Raw genomic sequence first — 20434 nt, 5'->3', positions numbered from 1 at the left:
CGGGTACCTGGAGACCCGGGCGGGCCTCCAGGGTAGAGCGGATTACTCCACCGTCACCGATTTCGCCAGGTTACGCGGCTGGTCAACGTCGGTGCCTTTGAGCACGGCGACGTAGTACGACAGCAGCTGCAGCGGGATGGTGTAGAGGATCGGCGACAAGGTGTCGTGGATGTGCGGCATGTTGATGACGTGGGTGCCTTCGCCGTTGGTCATGCCGGCTTTTTCGTCGGCGAACACGATCAGTTGGCCGCCACGGGCGCGGACTTCCTGCAGGTTGGACTTGAGCTTCTCCAGCAGTTCGTTGTTCGGCGCTACGGTGACCACCGGCATGTCGTCGTCCACCAGGGCCAACGGGCCGTGTTTGAGCTCACCGGCCGGGTAGGCTTCGGCGTGGATGTACGAAATTTCCTTGAGCTTCAGCGAGCCTTCCATCGCCACCGGGTACTGCGCGCCACGGCCGAGGAACAGGGTGTGGTTCTTGTCGGCGAACAGCTCGGCGACTTTTTCCACGGTGCTGTCCATGGCCAAAGCTTCGCCCAGGCGGGTCGGCAGGCGGCGCAGTTCTTCCACCAGGGTGGCTTCGACGCCGGCAGCCAAGGTGCCGCGAACCTGGCCCAGGGACAGGGTCAGCAGCAACAGGCCGACCAACTGGGTGGTGAACGCTTTGGTGGACGCCACGCCAATTTCGCGACCGGCTTGGGTCAGCAGGGTCAGGTCGGACTCACGCACCAGGGAGCTGATGCTGACGTTGCAGATCGCCAGGCTGGCAAGGAAGCCCAGCTCTTTGGCGTTGCGCAGCGCGGCCAGGGTGTCGGCGGTTTCGCCGGACTGGGAGATGGTCACGAACAGGGTGTCGGCCTGCACCACCACCTTGCGGTAGCGGAACTCACTGGCGACTTCGACCTGGCACGGGATGCCGGCCAGTTCTTCCAGCCAGTAACGGGCAACCATACCGGCGTGGTAGCTGGTACCACAGGCCACGATCTGCACATTGCGCACTTTGGCGAACAGCTCCGCAGCCTGTGGGCCGAAGGCGTTGACCAGCACTTGCTTGTCGCCAAGGCGGCCTTCCAGGGTGCGCTGTACCACGGCCGGTTGCTCGTGGATTTCCTTGAGCATGAAGTGGCGGAACTCGCCCTTGTCGGCGGCTTCTGCACCGTCGCGGTACTGCACGGCTTCGCGCTCGACGGAATTGCCGTTCACGTCCCAGATCGCCACGCTTTCACGGCGAATGTCGGCAATATCGCCTTCTTCCAGGTACATGAAGCGGTCGGTGACCTGGCGCAGGGCCAGTTGGTCGGAGGCGAGGAAGTTCTCACCCAGGCCCAGGCCGATTACCAGCGGGCTACCACTGCGGGCGGCAACTACGCGGTCCGGTTGGCTGGCGCTGACCACGGCCAGACCGTAGGCGCCGTGCAGTTCCTTGACCGTGGCCTTGAGGGCGGTGGTCAGGTCACTGTGGTCCTTGAGCTTGTGGTTGAGCAGGTGGGCGATGACTTCGGTGTCGGTGTCCGAGGTGAATACGTAGCCCATGCTCTTGAGCTGTTCGCGCAGCACTTCGTGGTTTTCGATGATGCCGTTGTGCACCACGGCCAAGTCACCGGAGAAGTGCGGGTGGGCGTTACGCTCGCACGGTGCGCCGTGGGTAGCCCAGCGGGTGTGGGCAATCCCCAGGCGACCTACCAGCGGCTCGCCGGCCAATGCCTGCTCCAACTCGCTGACCTTACCTGGGCGGCGCATGCGCTCAAGCTTGCCAGCATTGGTGAAAACGGCCACACCTGCGCTGTCGTAGCCGCGGTATTCCAGGCGCTTGAGGCCTTCGAGCAGGATGGCCGTTACGTTACGTTCGGCAACTGCGCCAACAATTCCACACATGGTGCTTCTCCTAGATGATTGCCGCGCATATCAGCGTAATGCCGCGGGCTTGGATCTGGTCGCGGGCCTCAAGCGGCAGGCGATCATCGGTAATAAGGGTATGGACGCTGCTCCAGGGCAGTTCCAGGTTGGGAATCTTGCGGCCGATCTTGTCGGATTCGACCATCACCACCACTTCACGGGCGACCTCGGCCATCACACGGCTCAGGCCCAGTAATTCGTTGAAGGTGGTGGTGCCACGCTGCAGATCGATGCCGTCGGCGCCGATGAACAGTTGATCAAAGTCGTAGGAACGCAATACCTGCTCGGCGACCTGGCCCTGGAACGAGTCCGAATGCGGGTCCCAGGTGCCGCCGGTCATCAACAGCACCGGCTCGTGTTCCAGTTCGCTCAAGGCGCTGGCCACGTGCAGGGAGTTGGTCATGACCACAAGGCCGGGCTGATGGCCCAGTTCCGGGATCATGGCGGCGGTGGTGCTGCCGCTGTCGATGATGATGCGGGCGTGTTCACGCAGACGCGTCACGGCAGCACGGGCTATCGCACGCTTGTAGGCCGAGATTGGTTGGGCGGGGTCGCCCACCAGTTCCTGAGGCATGGTGATCGCACCACCGTAGCGGCGCAGCAACAGGCCGTTACTTTCTAGGGCGGCCAAGTCCTTGCGGATAGTGACTTCCGAGGTTTCGAAACGCTTGGCCAATTCGTCCACGCTGACTTCGCCCTGTTCGTTGAGCAAGGTCAGGATGTTGTGGCGCCGTTGGGGTGTATTTCGTTTCGACATGGTGATGATAAGTTTCGTTTCGAAAGATAACGAAGGCAATCAAAACCTATTGGCAAGATATCGTCAAGCGTCGGGACCAGATTTTTCGAACAACACACGACAAATGTGGGAAGGGGCGAGCCCCCGATTGCGGTAGATCAGTCGACTAAAACATTGACTGGAAATCCGCCATCGGGGTGAGCCCCCTCCCACATTTGGATAGCACTGCTGATGAGGCTGTGGATAACTCAGGTCTTCTTGATTTTGACCGGGCGCTTCCATCCGTCAATGTTGCGTTGGCGGGCACGGGCTACGGCCAGCTGGGACTTATCCACATCTTGGTTGATAGTTGAGCCCGCTGCCGTATTCGAACCATCGCCGATCGTCACAGGGGCAATCAGCGAGTTGTTGGAACCGATGAATACGTCCTCACCAATCGTCGTCTGGTACTTGTTGGCACCGTCGTAGTTGCAGGTGATTGCGCCAGCGCCGATGTTGCTGCGTGCGCCAATCACCGCATCACCGAGGTAGGCCAGGTGGCCGGCCTTTGCGTCGTCGCCCATCCGTGCGTTCTTCAATTCGACAAAATTACCGACGTGCGCCCTGGCGCCCATCACGGTGCCCGGACGCAACCGCGCAAACGGTCCGGCATCGCTGCCCTCGCCCATCACGGCACCGTCGATATGGCTGTTGGCCTTGATCACCACGCCCTTGCGCAGGGTGCTGTCCTTGATCACGCAGTTCGGGCCGATGACCACGTCGTCTTCGATGATCACGCGGCCTTCGAGGACCACGTTGATATCGATCAGTACGTCGCGGCCCACGCTGACCTCACCGCGTACGTCGAAGCGAGCCGGGTCGCGCAGGGTCACGCCCTGGGCCATCAGGCGGCGGCCTTCACGCAGTTGGTAGTGACGTTCGAGCTCTGCAAGCTGCTTGCGATCATTGGCGCCCTGCACTTCCATTGGGTCGTGAGGCTGTTCGGTGGCGACCAGCAGGCCATCACTCACGGCCATCTCGATCACATCGGTGAGGTAGTACTCGCCCTGGGCGTTGTTGTTGGACAGACGGCTCATCCAGTCGGCGAGCTTATTGGCAGGCACGGCGAGAATACCGGTGTTGCCTTCGGTGATAGCCCGCTGGGCTTCACTGGCGTCCTTGTGCTCGACGATCGCCGCGACCTTGCCGTCGGCACCGCGCACGATGCGCCCGTAACCGGTGGGGTCATCCAGCTCAACGGTGAGCAGGCCCATCTGGCCGGGCACCACATGCTTGAGCAGGCGTTGCAGGGTTTCCACTTCGATCAGCGGCACGTCACCGTAGAGGATCAGCACGGTGTCGGCGGTAATGAACGGCACAGCTTGCGCGGTGGCGTGGCCGGTCCCCAGTTGTTTGTCCTGCAATACGAAATTCAGGTCATCCGCAGCCAGGCGTTCGCGCACCACATCGGCGCCATGGCCAATCACTACGTGGATACGTTGTGGGTCCAACTGGCGAGCGCTGTGGATAACATGCCCAAGCATGGAATTACCCGCGACAGGGTGCAGCACCTTGGGCAGGGCCGAACGCATGCGGGTGCCTTGGCCTGCGGCGAGAATGACGATTTCAAGAGACATGAATGGCTACCAATCCTGGGCGGTCCGGCTTCAGACCAGAGATGTGTTTTGCTAAATAAAGAAAAAGGGTAGCCGAGGCTACCCTTTTTAATCAATCGCGCATAAGCATCACGGCGTGGCCGCTTACTTCTTGCGGATCTGCTGGAGCGTGCGCAGCTGAGCTGCAGCCTCGGCCAGACGTACAGCAGCAGCGCTGTAGTCGAAGTCCGCACCCTTTTCGTTCAGGGCCTTCTCGGCAGCCTTGACGGCTTCCTGAGCGGAGGCTTCATCCAGATCGCCAGCACGTTGCACGGTGTCGGCAAGTACCTTGACCATGTTCGGCTGAACCTCGAGGAAACCACCGGAGATGTAAAACACCTCACGTTCCCCGCCTTGCTTGGTCAGAGTGATCGGACCTGGCTTCAAGCTGGTGATCAGCGGTGCGTGGCCCATGGCGATACCAAGATCACCCAGGTCACCGTGCGCTGTCACAAACTCCACCAGACCGGAGAAGATTTCCCCTTCCGCGCTGACGATATCGCAATGGACTGTCATAGCCATCTGATTGCCTCAACCTGATGAGCGCCCGTTTCCGGGCGCTTGGATTACAGTTTCTTGGCTTTCTCGATCGCTTCTTCGATGCCGCCGACCATGTAGAACGCTTGTTCTGGCAGGTGGTCGTAGTCACCGTTGAGGATGCCTTTGAAGCCAGCAATGGTGTCTTTCAGGGAAACGTATTTACCCGAAGCACCGGTGAAGACTTCAGCCACGAAGAACGGCTGCGACAAGAAGCGCTGGATCTTACGAGCACGGTTTACCAACTGCTTGTCGGCTTCCGACAGCTCGTCCATACCCAGGATCGCAATGATGTCCTTCAGTTCTTTGTAACGCTGCAGCACGTACTGAACGCCGCGAGCGGTGTCGTAGTGCTCCTGGCCGATCACGTTCGGGTCCAGCTGGCGCGAAGTCGAGTCGAGTGGATCGACCGCTGGGTAGATACCCAGGGAAGCGATGTCACGGGACAGAACGACGGTGGCGTCCAAGTGGGCGAAGGTGGTCGCAGGCGATGGGTCGGTCAAGTCATCCGCAGGTACGTATACCGCTTGGATCGAAGTGATCGAACCTTCCTTGGTCGAAGTGATACGTTCTTGCAGAACGCCCATCTCTTCAGCCAGGGTCGGCTGGTAACCTACTGCGGAAGGCATACGGCCCAGCAGTGCGGATACTTCAGTACCGGCCAGGGTGTAACGGTAGATGTTGTCGACGAACAGCAGAACGTCGTTACCTTCGTCACGGAACTTCTCGGCCATGGTCAGGCCAGTCAGTGCTACGCGCAGACGGTTTCCCGGCGGCTCGTTCATCTGACCGTAAACCAGTGCCACTTTGTCCAGAACGTTGGAGTCCTTCATCTCGTGGTAGAAGTCGTTACCCTCACGAGTACGCTCACCCACACCGGCGAACACGGAATAACCGCTGTGCTCGATGGCGATGTTACGGATCAGTTCCATCATGTTTACGGTCTTGCCTACACCGGCACCACCGAACAGACCGACTTTACCGCCCTTGGCGAACGGGCAAACCAGGTCGATAACCTTGATGCCGGTTTCCAGCAGGTCGTTGCCGCCAGCTTGTTCCGCGAACGAAGGTGCTGGACGGTGAATGCCCCAGCGCTCTTCGGTGTCGATCGGGCCAGCTTCGTCAATCGGGTTGCCCAGTACGTCCATGATCCGGCCCAGGGTCGCTTTACCGACCGGTACGGAGATGGCTGCGCCAGAGTCGATTACGTCCAGACCGCGCTTCAAGCCTTCGGTGGAACCCATCGCAATGGTACGAACTACGCCGTCGCCCAGCTGCTGCTGAACTTCCAGAGTAGTTTCCGCGCCTTGTACTTTCAGCGCGTTGTAGATGCTCGGTACGCTGTCGCGTGGAAATTCCACGTCGATAACGGCGCCGATGATTTGAACGATACGTCCGCTACTCATAGCTGGATCCTCTGAATATTTGAACCGTTAAACCGCGGCAGCGCCGCCGACGATTTCCGAGATCTCTTGGGTGATCGCAGCCTGACGCGCCTTGTTGTAGATCAGCTGCAAATCGCTGATCAGATCACCGGCGTTATCGGTAGCGTTTTTCATCGCGATCATCCGCGCCGCTTGTTCAGCTGCGTTGTTCTCGACCACCGCCTGGTACACCTGCGACTCCACGTAGCGCACCATTAAGCCGTCAAGCAGCTCTTTGGCGTCTGGTTCGTAGAGGTAGTCCCAGTGGTGCTTGAGTTCCTGATCCGGAGTCGCCACCAGTGGAATCAATTGCTCCACGGTTGGCTGCTGGGTCATGGTGTTGATGAACTTGTTGGATACCACGGAGAGGCGGTCAATCCGGCCTTCCAGGTACGCATCCAGCATCACCTTCACACTGCCGATCAAATCATTGATCGACGGCTCTTCACCCAGGTGGCTGATAGCTGCAACGACGTTACCGCCGAAGTTGCGGAAAAAGGCCGCACCCTTGCTACCAACAACACACAGATCGATCTCGACGCCGTTTTCGCGGTTTACCGCCATGTCCTTGACCAGGGCCTTGAACAGGTTGGTATTCAAACCACCGCACAAACCACGGTCACTGCTCACTACCACATAACCCACACGCTTGACGGCGCGTTCGATCATGAATGGGTGGCGGTATTCCGGGTTGGCGTTGGCCAGATGCCCAATTACCTGGCGGATACGCTCCGCATAAGGACGGCTAGCAGCCATGCGCATTTGTGCCTTGCGCATTTTGCTGACCGCCACTTTTTCCATGGCGCTGGTAATTTTTTGCGTGCTTTTGATGCTCGCAATCTTACTGCGAATCTCTTTTGCGCCTGCCATGTAACACCTATCAGGTTAGCAAGCGGGAGCCTTGCGGCTCCCGCTGCGGCTTACCAGGTTTGGGTGGCCTTGAACTTCTCGATACCGGCTTTCATGCCAGCGTCGATATCGTCATTGAAGTCACCCTTCACGTTGATCTTCGCCATCAATTCGGCGTGATCGCGGTTGAAGTAAGCAATCAGCGCTTGTTCAAAGCTGCCGACCTTGGCGATTTCAACGTCGGTCAGGAACCCACGCTCAGCGGCATACAGCGACAACGCCATGTCAGCGATCGACATTGGGGCGTATTGCTTCTGCTTCATCAGCTCGGTAACGCGCTGACCATGCTCAAGTTGCTTACGGGTCGCTTCGTCCAGGTCAGAAGCGAACTGGGCGAATGCCGCCAGTTCACGGTACTGAGCCAGAGCGGTACGGATACCACCGGAGAGCTTCTTGATGATCTTGGTCTGAGCGGCACCACCCACACGGGATACCGAAACACCGGCGTTCACTGCAGGGCGGATGCCCGAGTTGAACATGGCCGATTCCAGGAAGATCTGACCGTCGGTGATGGAAATCACGTTGGTCGGAACGAACGCGGAAACGTCGCCAGCCTGGGTTTCGATGATCGGCAGCGCGGTCAGGGAACCGGTTTTGCCGGTCACTGCGCCGTTGGTGAACTTCTCTACGTACTCTTCCGAAACGCGGGATGCGCGCTCCAGCAGACGGGAGTGGAGATAGAACACGTCGCCTGGGTAAGCTTCACGGCCTGGTGGACGGCGCAGCAGCAGGGAAATCTGGCGGTAAGCCACTGCTTGCTTGGACAGATCGTCATAAACGATCAGCGCGTCTTCACCGCGGTCGCGGAAGAATTCACCCATGGTGCAACCGGAGTACGGTGCCAGGAATTGCAGCGCAGGAGATTCCGAAGCACTGGCAGCCACGATGATCGTGTTGGCCAGGGCGCCGTTTTCTTCCAGCTTGCGAACCACGTTGGCGATGGTCGATTGCTTCTGACCGATCGCTACGTAGACGCAGAAAATGCCGCTGTTCTTCTGGTTGATGATCGCGTCGATCGCCAGAGCGGTTTTACCGATCTGACGGTCACCGATGATCAGCTCACGCTGGCCACGGCCGACAGGGATCATGGCATCGACAGCCTTGTAGCCAGTCTGTACAGGCTGGTCTACCGACTTACGCCAGATCACGCCTGGAGCAACTTTCTCGACCGCGTCGGTCTCGGTGTTGCCCAGTGGACCTTTACCGTCAACAGGGTTACCCAGTGCGTCGACTACGCGACCCAGCAGTTCCTTACCAACCGGAACCTCCAGGATGCGGCCTGTGCACTTGGCGCTCATGCCTTCAGCCAGACTGGTGTACGCGCCCAATACAACGGCACCTACGGAGTCTTGCTCCAGGTTGAGGGCCATACCGAAGACGCCGCCCGGAAACTCGATCATCTCGCCGTACATAACGTCGGCCAGACCGTGAATCCGCACGATGCCGTCAGATACGCTGACGACAGTGCCTTCGTTACGGGCTTGGGAGGTCACATCGAGCTTGTCGATGCGGCCCTTGATAATTTCACTTATTTCGGAAGGATTGAGTTGCTGCATTGCTCTGCTGCCCCTTCAAACTCAAGATTTCAATGCTTCGGCAAGATTCGCGAGTTTGCCGCGAATCGAGCCATCGATAACCAGGTCGCCGGCGCGAATGACAACACCCCCAATGAGGGATGGGTCTTCCGCAACTTGCAGGCGCACTTCCCGGTCGAGTCGTGCACTGAGAACCTTGGCGAGTTTGTCTTGCTGTTCTTGGTTCAATGCAAAAGCACTGGTCACTTCAACGTCTACCGATTTCTCTTGCTCGGCCTTGTACAGGTCGAACAGAGCGGCAATCTCCGGCAAAAGCAGGAGACGGTCGTTTTCGGCGATGACGTTGATGAAGTTCTGCACTTTCACATCAAACTTGTCGCCGCACACTTCAATAAAAGTGGCGGCCTTGTCTGCGCTCGTCAGTCGCGGGGCCTTGAGCACGCGCTGCATGGTGTCGTCTTGCGACACTGCTGCAGCCAGGCCGAGCATGGCTGACCAAGAGGCCAGCTGCTGGTGGGCCTGGGCGTGCTCGAAGGCTGCCTTAGCGTAAGGTCGGGCCAACGTGGTCAATTCTGCCATGATCGCCCTCGCTTAAATTTCAGCAGCCAGTTTGTTAACCAGCTCCGCGTGCGCGTTTTGATCAATTGTGGCACCCAGGATCTTCTCAGCACCGCCGACGGCCAGAGCACCCAATTGGGCACGCAGCGCATCTTTGACACCGTTCAGTTCCTGCTCGATCTCGGCTTGAGCCTGAACCTTCACACGGTCAGCGTCGATACGGGCTTTTTCAACAGCCTCTTCAACGATCTGGTTACCGCGTTTCTTGGCTTGCTCAATGATTTCGGCTGCTTGAGCTTTCGCTTCGCGCAGTTGCTGACCCGCTTTATCTTGGGCCAACTCCAGGTCGCGAGCTGCTCGTGCGGCAGCGTCCAGTCCATCCGCGATCTTCTTTTGACGTTCGTGCAAAGCCGCGATGACCGGAGGCCATACGAACTTCATGCAGAAAACGACAAAAATCAAGAACGCTAAGGACTGACCAATAATGGTTGCATTAATGTTCACGCCAATACCTCGCTCATTCGTTGCACAACACACCAATCACTCGAGAAACGAGTGATTAACCGGCGAGTTGACCAACGAAGGGGTTCGCGAAGGTGAAGAACAGAGCGATACCAACGCCGATCATGGTCACGGCGTCGAGCAGGCCGGCAACGATGAACATTTTAACTTGCAGCATTGGAACCATTTCTGGCTGACGCGCTGCGCCTTCCAGGAACTTGCCGCCCAGCAGGCCGAAACCAATGGCAGTACCCAGGGCGCCCAGGCCGATCAACAGTGCAACAGCGATAGCGGTTAGACCAACTACAGTTTCCATCTTTCCTCCCGACTTTTACGTCGTATGGTTTAGGTTTTTTAGATTTTAAAGCGGTAAAACAAATCGTTTCATAGCCCTGGTGGGCCACCTTCCCGTTTCACCGGGAAGGACATCAGACTAGTCGAGACTGGTCTTAATGGTTCTCTTCGTGCGCCATCGACAGGTAGACGATGGTCAGCATCATGAAGATGAAGGCCTGCAGGGTGATGATCAGGATGTGGAACACAGCCCACGCCCACTGCAGAACAATGCCCAGGCCGCTAAGCCAGAGCAGGCCGCTGCCGAACATCACAGCGATCAGAATGAACACCAGCTCGCCGGCATACATGTTGCCGAACAGTCGCAGGGCCAGGGAGATCGGCTTGGCGATCAGGGTGACGAATTCCAGCAGGAAGTTCACCGGGATCAGCAGGGCTTGAACGAAGATGTTCTTGCTGCCGAACGGGTGCAGGGTCAGTTCGCCAATGAAGCCGCCGATGCCCTTGATCTTGATGCTGTAGAAAATGATCAACGCAAATACCGACAGGGCCATGCCCAGGGTAGCGTTCGGGTCAGTGGTCGATACGGCACGGAATGGAATGTGCGGATCGCCGGAAATCGCCATGGCCAGCTGAGGAATCCAGTCAACCGGGATCAGGTCGACGGCGTTCATCAGGAACACCCAGACGAAGATGGTCAGTGCCAGCGGTGCAATCACCGGGCTACGGCCATGGAAGCTGTCTTTCACGCTGCCATCGACGAATTCGACCAATACTTCAACGAAGTTCTGCAAAGCACCTGGCTGACCGGAAGTTGCCTTCTTTGCCGCCATGCGGAAAATCAGGACGAAGATCAGACCCAAAGCGACCGACCAGCCCAGAGTATCCAGGTGGAAAGCCCAGAAGCCCATTTCTTTGGCCTCTGCTGCGGAGTGGGCAAAGCCCCAGCCGCCGTTGGGAAGCTGACCGAAGGTCAGGTTCTGCAAGTGGTGCTGGATATAGCCCGAAGCGGTTGTTTCTGCCATGGTTGCCTCAAACGCCCTAAGGTTTCGAAAGTCTTGTTTTCATTAGCAGGGGAGCGAACCAGCTGACCAGTTGGGTCAACACGAAGACGCCGAATACAGCCAGCGGCGCCAATGGCTTCACACCTGCAAAGGTCAGTGCAAACAGCACTGCCGTCAAAATCAGTTTCCCCGCCTCGCCGGCATAAAAAGACCGGACGATAGCCTGGGCTGCTCGGGCGCCGGAAAACCGAAAGGCCCTGTGAGCAAAATACATATTGGGCAGCAAGGCTATCAGGCCTCCGCAAAGTCCTGAATATCCGGCTACGACTCCATGCCAGTACCAAAGCGCCAATGCGGCGATCAGCAAAATGACAAATTGAGCCAATAAAACCGGAAAAACAGCCAAGCGATGGAAGGGCGACGTGTTTGGCGTGCGGGTTTCCATCACTCTTGCTCCTCAATAGTCGGCTGCCGGAAATCAATAACTTGGCATAATTTGTGCCGACAAAATGCGCGCAGAGTATAGGGGCGGTTCTGCCCCTATTCAACTGCCGGGTAGTGATTTCCGATCACGCGCTACATAAGCAAATGTTTCAGCGGATGTGGGCAAGGACGCCCTGAAGCTCATCAAGGGAGTTATATCCGATGACCAATTGTCCTTTGCCTTTCTTGCCGTGGCGAATTTGTACCGCAGAGCCCAGGCGCTCGGCCAGGCGCTGCTCCAGGCGCGCAATATCCGGATCAGGTTTGGCCGCTTCGACCGGTGCAGGTTTGCCGCTGAGCCACTGGCGAACCAGGGCCTCGGTCTGACGAACGGTGAGCCCTCGTGCGACAACGTGTCGCGCCCCTTCAACCTGTTGATTTTCCGGTAACCCGAGCAAAGCACGGGCGTGACCCATCTCGAGGTCGCCATGGGACAACATGGTCTTGATGACCTCCGGCAGCGCGATCAGGCGCAGCAAGTTGGACACGGTGACACGGGATTTACCCACGGCCTCGGCGACCTGTTGCTGGGTCAGCTGGAACTCCTGCTGCAAACGCTGCAGGGCGATCGCTTCTTCGATCGGGTTGAGGTCTTCACGCTGGATGTTCTCGATCAACGCCATGGCGATGGCGGTTTCATCCGTTACATCGCGCACCATCGCCGGGATGGTGTCCTTGCCGGCCTGCTGGCTGGCGCGCCAGCGGCGTTCACCGGCGATGATTTCAAAGCGGCCGCCGCCGATCGGGCGAACCACAATCGGCTGCATCACGCCCTGAGCCTTGATCGAATTGGCCAGTTCTTCCAGCGCCTGGGGATCCATGTCCCGGCGTGGCTGATATTTGCCGCGCTGGATCAGGTCCAGGGGCAGGTGCTGCAGCTCACGTTCGTCAGCCTGCACCGCCTGTTCTTCAAGCGATGTGACGGTCGGACCACTCAACAGTGCATCCAGTCCACGTCCGAGACCTCGTTTCTTGACGGCCATGGGGATTCCTTAAGTTGGCTGGGCTGCAGCGGTGCGTGAGTTGCGGCGTTGACGACGAACCATCTCGCCGGCCAATGCCAGGTAGGCAATGGCACCACGCGAAGTCTTGTCGTACGCCAACGCCGGCATGCCATAGCTCGGCGCTTCGGCCAAGCGGATGTTACGTGGGATCACGGTGTCGTACAGCTGCTCGCCAAAGTGTTCCTTGAGCTGGGCCGACACATCGTTCATCAGGCTCAGCCGCGGGTCGAACATGGTGCGCAGCAGGCCTTCGATCTGCAGGTTCGGGTTGAGCAACTCGGCGATACGCTTGATGTTATCCACAAGGTCGCTCAACCCTTCCAGCGCGTAGTACTCACACTGCATGGGAATGATCACCCCATCGGCCGCCACCAGTGCGTTAAGTGTGAGCATCGACAGCGACGGTGGGCAGTCGATCAAAATGTAGTCGTAGTTCTCGCGGATCGGTGCCAAAGCGCTGCGCAGACGGCTCTCCTTCATCTGCATTTCCAGCAGCACCACTTCCGCCGCTGTCAAATCGCGGTTGGCCGGCAGCAGTTGATAACCGCCATGCTCGGAGTAGTGCATGGCCTGGGCCAGGTCGCACTCGCCAATCAGCAAGTCGTAGACCGAGTTTTCCAAGCCGTGTTTATCCACACCGCTACCCATGGTGGCGTTGCCCTGTGGATCGAGATCGATCAACAGCACCCGGCGCTTGGTGGCGACCAGAGATGCTGCGAGGTTGATGCAGGTGGTGGTTTTGCCCACGCCACCTTTCTGGTTCGCTATCGCGAATACCTTAGCCATTCTTGCTTGTGTTCCCAATCATGCCGTGCGGCGCAGTATCAGCAGATGGCGTTGGCCTTGGCAACCGGGTACGGCCAAGGCGTGTTCGCTATCGAGGTGGAAGTCTGCCGGCAATGCTAACAGCTCATCGCTTGGATGGACGCCCTTCATTGCCAGCCAGCGGGTGTCACGGTCGCCCAGGTGACGGGTCCAGTTGCTGAAGTTCTCCATGCTGCTGAACGCCCGGGAAACAATTCCGTTGAAGGGCAGTTCAGGCGTGAAGGCTTCGACGCGACTGTGGATAACTTGCAGGTTATCCAGCTTGAGCTCGAGTTTGACCTGGGTCAGGAAACGAGTTTTCTTGCCGTTGCTGTCCAGGCAGGTCACCTGCGACTCGGGAAACAGGATAGCCAGTGGAATGCCAGGCATACCGCCACCACTGCCCACGTCAAGCCAACGACCGTTTTCGATAAATGGCATCACGCTCAGGCTGTCGAGCAAGTGACGGGAAACCATTTCGTCGGGATCACGCACGGCCGTCAGGTTGTAAGCCTTGTTCCACTTGATCAACAGGGCCAGGTAACCCAACAGCAAATCGTGCTGGGCTTCGGTCAAGTCCACGCCCAACTGGCGCGCACCTGTGGATAACTCTTCGGCGTGTTGCGAGGTGACCAACGAACTCAAGCGCTTTGCTCCAACTGACGGCCCGCGCCGCGTTTTTTCAAGTGAATCATCAACAGCGAAATGGCTGCCGGGGTGACGCCGGGGATACGTGAAGCCTGGCCGAGCGTTTCGGGGCGAGTTATCCCCAGCTTGCTTTGGATTTCTTTCGACAATCCGGAAATGCCGGTGTAGTCGATATCCACAGGCAGCTTGGTGTCTTCACTGGCGCGCAGACGAGCGATCTCGTCCTGCTGGCGGTCAATGTAACCGGCATACTTGGTTTTGATTTCGACCTGCTCGGCAACCTGTGGATCATCTGCGCCGCCGCCGGTCACTTCGACCAGACCCGCGTAATCGATCTCCGGACGGGACAGCAGGTTCAGCAGGTTGTACTCGTGGGTCAGCGGCGTGCCGAATTTTTCCGCAATCGCGTCGCCCTGCTGGGTGCCCGGGCGAACCCAAGTACTTTTCAGGCGTTGCTCTTCGAGCTCGATGCTTTCGCGTTTTTTGCAGAAGGCGGCCCAACGGGCATCGTCGACCAGGCCCAGTTCACGACCTTTTTCGGTCAGGCGCAGGTCGGCGTTGTCTTCGCGCAGGATCAGGCGATATTCCGCTCGGGAGGTAAACATCCGATACGGTTCCTGGGTTCCCAGGGTAATCAGGTCATCGACCAACACGCCGATATACGCTTCATCGCGACGCGGGCACCAGCTGTCTTTGCCCTGTGCACGCAATGCGGCGTTGGTCCCGGCCAGCAAACCTTGGGCGCCGGCTTCTTCGTAACCGGTGGTGCCGTTGATTTGGCCAGCGAAGAACAGACCGCCGATCACTTTGGTTTCCAGGCTGTACTTCAGGTCACGCGGGTCGAAGTAGTCGTATTCGATGGCGTAGCCCGGTCGCACGATGTGTGCGTTTTCCATGCCGCGAATCGATTGCACGATCTGGATTTGCACATCGAACGGCAGGGAAGTGGAAATCCCGTTTGGGTACAACTCGTGGGTGGTCAGCCCTTCAGGCTCGATGAAGACCTGGTGGCTTTCCTTGTCGGCAAAGCGGTGGATCTTGTCTTCGATCGACGGGCAGTAACGCGGGCCAATCCCTTCGATCACCCCGGAGTACATCGGCGAACGGTCGAGGTTCGCGGCAATGATTTCGTGAGTTCGGGCGTTGGTGTGGGTAATCCAGCAGCTCACCTGTTTGGGGTGTTGCTCTTTGGAACCCATGAACGACATCACCGGAATCGGTGTGTCGCCGGCTTGTTCGGTCATCACCGAAAAATCCACGGAACGTCCGTCAATACGCGGCGGGGTCCCGGTTTTCAGCCGACCGACGCGCAGCGGCAATTCGCGCAGGCGTTTTGCCAGGGCAATCGACGGCGGATCACCGGCGCGGCCACCCGAATAGTTCTGCATACCGATGTGGATAAGTCCGCCGAGGAACGTACCGGTGGTCAACACCACGGATTCTGCGAAGAAACGCAGGCCCATTTGGGTGACAACACCGCGAACCACGTCCTGTTCGACGATCAAGTCATCGGCGGCTTGCTGAAATATCCATAGGTTGGGCTGGTTTTCCAGGGTTTCGCGGACCGCGGCCTTGTACAGGATGCGGTCTGCCTGGGCCCGAGTGGCACGCACGGCCGGGCCTTTGCGGCTGTTGAGCACGCGAAATTGAATACCACCCTTGTCGGTGGCCTCGGCCATCACGCCACCAAGGGCATCGATTTCCTTGACCAGATGGCTTTTGCCGATCCCACCAATGGCAGGGTTGCAACTCATGGCACCGAGGGTTTCCACGTTATGCGTCAACAACAGGGTTTTTACGCCCATGCGTGCTGACGCCAGTGCTGCCTCGGTACCGGCATGACCGCCGCCGATGACGATCACTTCAAAACGGGAAGGGAAATCCACCACGCACCTCGTGCCTGCTTATGTAGGTAATCAGGAGTTGTTTGTTGAAAGGGTTTTGGAGCTTTGGCGGCAAGTATAGGGACTTCGCCCTTCCTAAAGAACCCTTTGCACAAAATTTAACCAGCTGTGGATGAATCACAGACAATAGAAATTAAAAGAGAGAAAGTTATTAAATCTTTGTTTTTATGTTTATTTCTACTGAGCACGTTTTCTGTGGATAGATCTCTACAGGCCTTTATTTACAATGTGTACAGCGATTCAAAAGTCTGTGGTCATGTGCCAATGAGGCCCTTGGATAAGTGCTTTAAGCCTGTGGATTAAACAGGTGGTTATCCACAGAGGGGTTTTTACTCAGGTTTCAAGCCCTGTTATCAACTGGGCACAGGGGCGGTTATTCACAGGGCTTAATCCACAGAACTCCGTGCAATGGTGTGAATTTCGCCCAAGATGAAGCCCACCGAATCTTTCTATTGGGGGGAAGCACGTCAAAAAAAGAGATCTATTGTGAGAAAACAGTGAGGCAGTTAATAATAGCGATTATCATTAACCTACCTTGTCATGCCCTATGTCCCCTTCTTCACACACGGCTGCGGTTCAGAACATCTACGAGCAGCACCATTCCTGGTTGCACGGGTGGCTCAAAGGTAAGTTGCATAACGCCTGCGATGCATCCGATGTGGCGCACGATACGTTCGTGCGCATTTTGGGTGGGCGGCATGCGGCGCAGATTGTTGAACCGCGGGACTACCTGGCGACCATCGCAAGGGGCCTGGTGATTGATCGTTATCGCCGGCATGGCATCGAGCAGGCCTACAAGCAAACCTTGGCCGAACGGCCTGAAACCACGGCCATCAGTGAAGAAGACAAGGCCATCATTATCGAGACGCTGGTGGCTGTGGATAAAGCCCTGTCCGCACTCGGCGAGCGAGCGCGACGGATCTTCCTGTTGTCGCAGATCGAGGGGCTGACTTATCAACAGATCGCCGATCAACTGCAGGTGTCGCTGACCACGGTGAAGAAGCACATGATCCGCGCATTGACTGAATGCTCGCTGATCGTGGCCAGCCTGTAATGGCCGCCCCCGATCGCAAGACCTTCGAGGCCGCTGCTAACTGGTATGTACAGTTTCAATCCCAAACGCCTACGGCTGCTGAACGCCTTGCCTGGCAACAGTGGCTCAACGGCGATCCGTCCCATCAGGCGGCATGGAACCAGATGGAGCAATTGCAGCGCAGTCTCGGCGCCCTGCCCCAGGATTTCACCCGCCGGGCATTGTCGACCACGCAACAACGTCGTCAGGTGTTGAAGTGGATGTTGGTAATGGGCGGTACCGGGTGCCTGGGGTGGAATGTTCAGCAACATACCTCCCTGGGAAATGTATGGGCCGACTACCGGACGTCTGTGGGTGAGCGCCGGCGCGTCGTATTGGCTGACGGCACACGGATTGATCTGAATACCAGCACGGCGATTGACGTGATATTCGATGGGCACCAACGTTTGATCCGGCTGCGTGAAGGCGAAGTACTTATCCACACCGGGAAGTTGGGCGGGCAGACGCCCTTTTATGTCGAAACCCGCCAAGGCAGAGTCCAGGCACTGGGTACACGGTTTACAGTGCGCCAGTTGCCGGATTCCACACGTGTCGGTGTTCTGGAGGATCGCGTAAGTGTGTCCCCTGGTGACCAGCCCGGCCATGCTCGACTGCTCGGTGCCGGTGAAAGCGCTGACTTTGATCGTCAAAACGTGGGGCTTGACCACACGTATAGCGGGTCCCAGGCAGCCTGGGTCGATGGCCAACTGATCGTATTGGATGCTCGCCTCGGGGATGTGATCGAAGACCTTGCCCGCTACCGTCCCGGTGTCCTGAAATGCGACTTGGCTTGTGCACGTCTACGTGTTTCCGGGACCTTCCGCCTGGATTCCACCGATGCGGTACTGGCGAATCTGCAGGCAACCTTGCCTATTCAGGTGAAATACTTCACTCGCTATTGGGTTTCGGTGAAGCGAATCGCTTGATCGCAAAAATATCCTCACAAGGGGTTATCTTTTTTTTACCTGACACGGCCCTAAAGGTAATCACGACGCCACCTTCAGGGCTTATCCACCTATGCGCCTTCGCACCAAGCTCCGCCAGCGACTTTCCTACCACGGTATGACGTGCAGCCTGCTGCTCGGCACGGCAGCCACAGCCGGTGTTTTGCTATCCAGTGACGCCATGGCCGCCAGCGCGGTGCAGCATTACGTCATTGCGGCCGGTCCCCTGGACAATGCCTTGAGTCAATTTGCCGCCAGGGCGAATGTGATTCTGTCTTTCTCGCCCCACCAAACCGCGCGCTTGAACACAACCGGGCTGGAAGGTGACTATTCGGTTGAGCAAGGTTTTGCACTGTTGCTGCAGAACTCGGGGTTACAAGCGCTGGTCCAGGCGCCTGGCAGCTATGTCCTGCAGGCCATTCCTACAGGGCAACTCACGCTCGCGCCCACCACGGTCAGCACTTATCAACAGGCGGGGTTCAATCAAGAGATTGCCGGGGATGTGGGCTACAAAGCGCAAAACAGCCGTATCGGTACCAAGACCAGCACGCCTTTGTCGGAAACACCGCGTTCGGTATCGGTCGTCACCGGCCAGCGCATCAAAGACCAGAAGTCGCAGACCCTGACTGAAGTATTGGGTTACGTGCCAGGTATCTTCGCACCGCCCTTTGCTGCTGGCGACGGTCTTGCGGGGGACTTGTTCTTTATCCGCGGTTTCAATGCCACGGATTACGGCTACGGCCTGCTGCGAGATGGCCTGCGCGTACAAGGCAATCGGTACGACACCACCAGTGAGCCCTATGGCCTGGAACGGGTCGAAATCTTTCGTGGGCCTTCTTCCCTGCTGTACGGTGAAAACGCGCCTGGCGGTTTAGTGAACCTGGTGAGCAAACATCCGACTGCCACGCCGCAAGGTGAAGTGCAGCTCGGTTATGGCTCGAATAATCGGCGTCAGTTGGGTGTGGATATCTCTGGTCCACTAAACGACAGCGGCAATATCCTTGGCCGGGTTGTGATGCTTGGCCGCAAGTCTGACACGCAGACTGACCATGTTCCTGATGATCGCCTGTATATCGCGCCTTCACTGACCCTGAATTTCGACGATTTCAACACGCTCACTCTGTTGGCCAATTACCAAAAGGACCACACCAATCTCGAACTTGGCCTACCCGCTGCGGGGACCTTGCTTACAAATCCAAACGGAAAGCTGTCCAAGCACACCATGCTCGGCGACCCAGACTGGAATACGTTCGAACGTGAAGCCTGGAGCAGCGGATACGAATTCAGCCACAGCTTCAATGATGAGTGGCAGTTCCGACAGAACTCGCGGTACATGCAATCGCGCATCAACCGTCACGAAACCTGGCCGAGCACATTGAACAATGGCGGTTTCGGCACCCAACTGAACATGACGGCCTACGACCGCTACAACAAGTCGATGGTCTACTCCCTGGATAACCAGTTGGAAGGCAAATTCCAGGTCGGGGGCCTGGAAAATACGGTGCTGTTCGGCGCCAGTTATGACCGCACCTCGTTCAACCAGGATTGGGACGCAGGTTTCGCCGGAACCATCAATATGTATAACCCCGTGTACCTGCGTGAGCCGCTTACCCCGGTGGCTGTGCAAAACACCTTGCTCGAGCAGCAGATGAAGGGTGTTTATGCACAAATCCAGAGCAAGTATGACCACTGGTTGTTCCTGCTGGGCGGCCGCCAGGACTGGGTCGACAGTGATTTCCGCGACAAGGTCAACAAAGCCAGCAACACCGGCTCCGAAGACCGCAAGTTTACCTACCAGGGCGGGGTGATGTACCAGTTCGACAACGGCCTGACGCCGTACGTCAGCTACTCCACCGCATTTGTGCCTGTACAGCAGATCTCCAACGCCGGTTCACCGTTGAAGCCGATCACCAGCAGTCAGTACGAAGTGGGTGTGAAGTACGAGCCGGTCGGCTGGGATACAGCGATGACCCTGTCGGTGTATGACTTGCGCAAGGAAGACGACACCTACCTCGACGCCACCACCAACAGCTACCGCCAGGTGGGCGAAAGCCGGGCCAAAGGTGCCGAGGTCGAGGTGAACAGCAATATCACGCCCAACCTGAATGTGACCGCAGCCTATACCTACACTGACGCTCGTATTACCAAGGACTCGGCTACCTCGCTGGTTGAGGGGCATCAGATGACGGGGGTTCCGCGCAACCAGGCCTCGGCGTGGGGCAAGTACCGCTTTCTCGATGGCCAACTCAAGGGTTTGTCCCTGGGCGGCGGTGTGCGCTATTTCGACAGTACGTTTTCTTACACCCAGCCAAGCCTGTACGGAAAGCTGGATGCTGGGAGCGTCACTCTGGTGGACGCAGCCGTGGGCTATCAGATCGACAAGCACTGGTCAGTGGACGTGAACGCCAAGAATCTGTTCGACAAGGAGTATGTTTCTGGCTGCAACGACGCGGGCCGCTGCTATTGGGGTGACAGTCGCACACTGCTTGGCACTGTTTCGTACAACTGGTGAAGGATGAAGGCCTGAAGAATCAAAATATTCTTCAG

19 protein-coding genes are annotated in these 20434 nt (G+C 57.8%); 3 read left to right on the top strand and 16 right to left on the bottom strand.

Annotation, left to right across the window (positions count from 1 at the left end):
* Nucleotides 1-42: 42 nt before the first annotated feature.
* From glmS to mnmG, 16 genes are all read right to left on the bottom strand, one after another.
* Nucleotides 43-1875, bottom strand: a complete 1833-nt coding sequence (gene glmS / locus HCF10_RS15360) for a glutamine--fructose-6-phosphate transaminase (isomerizing) (protein ID WP_145338380.1) — start codon at nt 1873-1875, stop codon at nt 43-45.
* A gap of 10 nt (nt 1876-1885) precedes the next feature.
* Nucleotides 1886-2653 carry a DeoR/GlpR family DNA-binding transcription regulator gene (locus HCF10_RS15355; protein ID WP_131699636.1) on the bottom strand — a complete coding sequence of 256 codons (768 nt, stop codon included), beginning with the start codon at nt 2651-2653 and terminating at the stop codon, nt 1886-1888.
* A 227-nt stretch (nt 2654-2880) separates the two neighbouring features.
* A complete protein-coding gene (gene glmU / locus HCF10_RS15350) occupies nt 2881-4248 on the bottom strand; it encodes a bifunctional UDP-N-acetylglucosamine diphosphorylase/glucosamine-1-phosphate N-acetyltransferase GlmU (protein ID WP_131699635.1) in 1368 nt (455 codons plus the stop codon).
* A 123-nt stretch (nt 4249-4371) separates the two neighbouring features.
* Nucleotides 4372-4788 (bottom strand): F0F1 ATP synthase subunit epsilon, encoded by a 417-nt coding sequence (locus tag HCF10_RS15345; protein ID WP_003195825.1) that lies wholly within the window; start codon nt 4786-4788, stop codon nt 4372-4374.
* Nucleotides 4789-4832: 44 nt separating this feature from the next.
* Complete coding sequence (gene atpD / locus HCF10_RS15340; protein WP_003177062.1) at nt 4833-6209, bottom strand: F0F1 ATP synthase subunit beta; 1377 nt, start codon at nt 6207-6209, stop codon at nt 4833-4835.
* A gap of 27 nt (nt 6210-6236) precedes the next feature.
* Nucleotides 6237-7097 (bottom strand): F0F1 ATP synthase subunit gamma, encoded by an 861-nt coding sequence (atpG, locus tag HCF10_RS15335; RefSeq protein ID WP_003195829.1) that lies wholly within the window; start codon nt 7095-7097, stop codon nt 6237-6239.
* Nucleotides 7098-7147: 50 nt separating this feature from the next.
* A complete protein-coding gene (atpA, locus tag HCF10_RS15330; RefSeq protein WP_053127456.1) occupies nt 7148-8692 on the bottom strand; it encodes a F0F1 ATP synthase subunit alpha in 1545 nt (514 codons plus the stop codon).
* A 21-nt stretch (nt 8693-8713) separates the two neighbouring features.
* A complete protein-coding gene (locus tag HCF10_RS15325; RefSeq protein WP_053127454.1) occupies nt 8714-9250 on the bottom strand; it encodes a F0F1 ATP synthase subunit delta in 537 nt (178 codons plus the stop codon).
* Nucleotides 9251-9262: 12 nt separating this feature from the next.
* The gene (locus tag HCF10_RS15320; RefSeq protein WP_008439543.1) at nt 9263-9733 is read right to left on the bottom strand and encodes a F0F1 ATP synthase subunit B; all 471 of its coding nucleotides are present in this window, start codon (nt 9731-9733) and stop codon (nt 9263-9265) included.
* A gap of 55 nt (nt 9734-9788) precedes the next feature.
* On the bottom strand, nt 9789-10046 hold the full coding sequence (gene atpE / locus HCF10_RS15315; protein WP_002555987.1) for a F0F1 ATP synthase subunit C: 258 nt from the start codon (nt 10044-10046) through the stop codon (nt 9789-9791).
* Nucleotides 10047-10179: 133 nt separating this feature from the next.
* A complete protein-coding gene (gene atpB, locus HCF10_RS15310) occupies nt 10180-11049 on the bottom strand; it encodes a F0F1 ATP synthase subunit A (RefSeq protein ID WP_017736231.1) in 870 nt (289 codons plus the stop codon).
* A 16-nt stretch (nt 11050-11065) separates the two neighbouring features.
* Nucleotides 11066-11473 (bottom strand): F0F1 ATP synthase subunit I, encoded by a 408-nt coding sequence (locus HCF10_RS15305; protein ID WP_131699634.1) that lies wholly within the window; start codon nt 11471-11473, stop codon nt 11066-11068.
* A 148-nt stretch (nt 11474-11621) separates the two neighbouring features.
* The gene (locus tag HCF10_RS15300) at nt 11622-12494 is read right to left on the bottom strand and encodes a ParB/RepB/Spo0J family partition protein (protein ID WP_131699633.1); all 873 of its coding nucleotides are present in this window, start codon (nt 12492-12494) and stop codon (nt 11622-11624) included.
* A gap of 9 nt (nt 12495-12503) precedes the next feature.
* On the bottom strand, nt 12504-13301 hold the full coding sequence (locus tag HCF10_RS15295; RefSeq protein ID WP_015886651.1) for a ParA family protein: 798 nt from the start codon (nt 13299-13301) through the stop codon (nt 12504-12506).
* An 18-nt stretch (nt 13302-13319) separates the two neighbouring features.
* Nucleotides 13320-13964 carry a 16S rRNA (guanine(527)-N(7))-methyltransferase RsmG gene (gene rsmG / locus HCF10_RS15290; RefSeq protein ID WP_065926803.1) on the bottom strand — a complete coding sequence of 215 codons (645 nt, stop codon included), beginning with the start codon at nt 13962-13964 and terminating at the stop codon, nt 13320-13322.
* The gene (gene mnmG, locus HCF10_RS15285) at nt 13961-15853 is read right to left on the bottom strand and encodes a tRNA uridine-5-carboxymethylaminomethyl(34) synthesis enzyme MnmG (RefSeq protein ID WP_131699632.1); all 1893 of its coding nucleotides are present in this window, start codon (nt 15851-15853) and stop codon (nt 13961-13963) included. Before mnmG ends, rsmG begins: the two co-directional genes overlap by 4 nt.
* Before the next feature lie 565 nt (nt 15854-16418).
* On the opposite strand from mnmG, the gene HCF10_RS15280 reads away from it, so the two are divergent.
* The 3 genes from HCF10_RS15280 (at nt 16419) to HCF10_RS15270 (ending at nt 20399) form a co-directional block, all read left to right on the top strand.
* Nucleotides 16419-16925, top strand: a complete 507-nt coding sequence (locus HCF10_RS15280; protein WP_167655884.1) for a sigma-70 family RNA polymerase sigma factor — start codon at nt 16419-16421, stop codon at nt 16923-16925.
* Nucleotides 16925-17869 (top strand): FecR domain-containing protein, encoded by a 945-nt coding sequence (locus HCF10_RS15275; RefSeq protein WP_167655883.1) that lies wholly within the window; start codon nt 16925-16927, stop codon nt 17867-17869. Before HCF10_RS15280 ends, HCF10_RS15275 begins: the two co-directional genes overlap by 1 nt.
* A gap of 91 nt (nt 17870-17960) precedes the next feature.
* A complete protein-coding gene (locus tag HCF10_RS15270; RefSeq protein WP_167655882.1) occupies nt 17961-20399 on the top strand; it encodes a TonB-dependent siderophore receptor in 2439 nt (812 codons plus the stop codon).
* Nucleotides 20400-20434: the final 35 nt, after the last annotated feature.

It is taken from the genome of Pseudomonas sp. B14(2022) (assembly GCF_012030485.1).
GTDB lineage: Bacteria > Pseudomonadota > Gammaproteobacteria > Pseudomonadales > Pseudomonadaceae > Aquipseudomonas.
This window is presented reverse-complemented; position numbering and strand designations above follow the sequence as displayed.

Coding starts and splice junctions, on each gene's coding strand:
- glmS (WP_145338380.1), bottom strand. CDS start 1,875: ATGTGTGGAATTGTTGGCGCAGTTGCCGAACGTAACGTAACGGCCATC.
- HCF10_RS15355 (WP_131699636.1), bottom strand. CDS start 2,653: ATGTCGAAACGAAATACACCCCAACGGCGCCACAACATCCTGACCTTG.
- glmU (WP_131699635.1), bottom strand. CDS start 4,248: ATGTCTCTTGAAATCGTCATTCTCGCCGCAGGCCAAGGCACCCGCATG.
- HCF10_RS15345 (WP_003195825.1), bottom strand. CDS start 4,788: ATGGCTATGACAGTCCATTGCGATATCGTCAGCGCGGAAGGGGAAATC.
- atpD (WP_003177062.1), bottom strand. CDS start 6,209: ATGAGTAGCGGACGTATCGTTCAAATCATCGGCGCCGTTATCGACGTG.
- atpG (WP_003195829.1), bottom strand. CDS start 7,097: ATGGCAGGCGCAAAAGAGATTCGCAGTAAGATTGCGAGCATCAAAAGC.
- atpA (WP_053127456.1), bottom strand. CDS start 8,692: ATGCAGCAACTCAATCCTTCCGAAATAAGTGAAATTATCAAGGGCCGC.
- HCF10_RS15325 (WP_053127454.1), bottom strand. CDS start 9,250: ATGGCAGAATTGACCACGTTGGCCCGACCTTACGCTAAGGCAGCCTTC.
- atpE (WP_002555987.1), bottom strand. CDS start 10,046: ATGGAAACTGTAGTTGGTCTAACCGCTATCGCTGTTGCACTGTTGATC.
- atpB (WP_017736231.1), bottom strand. CDS start 11,049: ATGGCAGAAACAACCGCTTCGGGCTATATCCAGCACCACTTGCAGAAC.
- HCF10_RS15305 (WP_131699634.1), bottom strand. CDS start 11,473: ATGGAAACCCGCACGCCAAACACGTCGCCCTTCCATCGCTTGGCTGTT.
- HCF10_RS15300 (WP_131699633.1), bottom strand. CDS start 12,494: ATGGCCGTCAAGAAACGAGGTCTCGGACGTGGACTGGATGCACTGTTG.
- HCF10_RS15295 (WP_015886651.1), bottom strand. CDS start 13,301: ATGGCTAAGGTATTCGCGATAGCGAACCAGAAAGGTGGCGTGGGCAAA.
- HCF10_RS15280 (WP_167655884.1), top strand. CDS start 16,419: ATGTCCCCTTCTTCACACACGGCTGCGGTTCAGAACATCTACGAGCAG.
- HCF10_RS15275 (WP_167655883.1), top strand. CDS start 16,925: ATGGCCGCCCCCGATCGCAAGACCTTCGAGGCCGCTGCTAACTGGTAT.
- HCF10_RS15270 (WP_167655882.1), top strand. CDS start 17,961: ATGCGCCTTCGCACCAAGCTCCGCCAGCGACTTTCCTACCACGGTATG.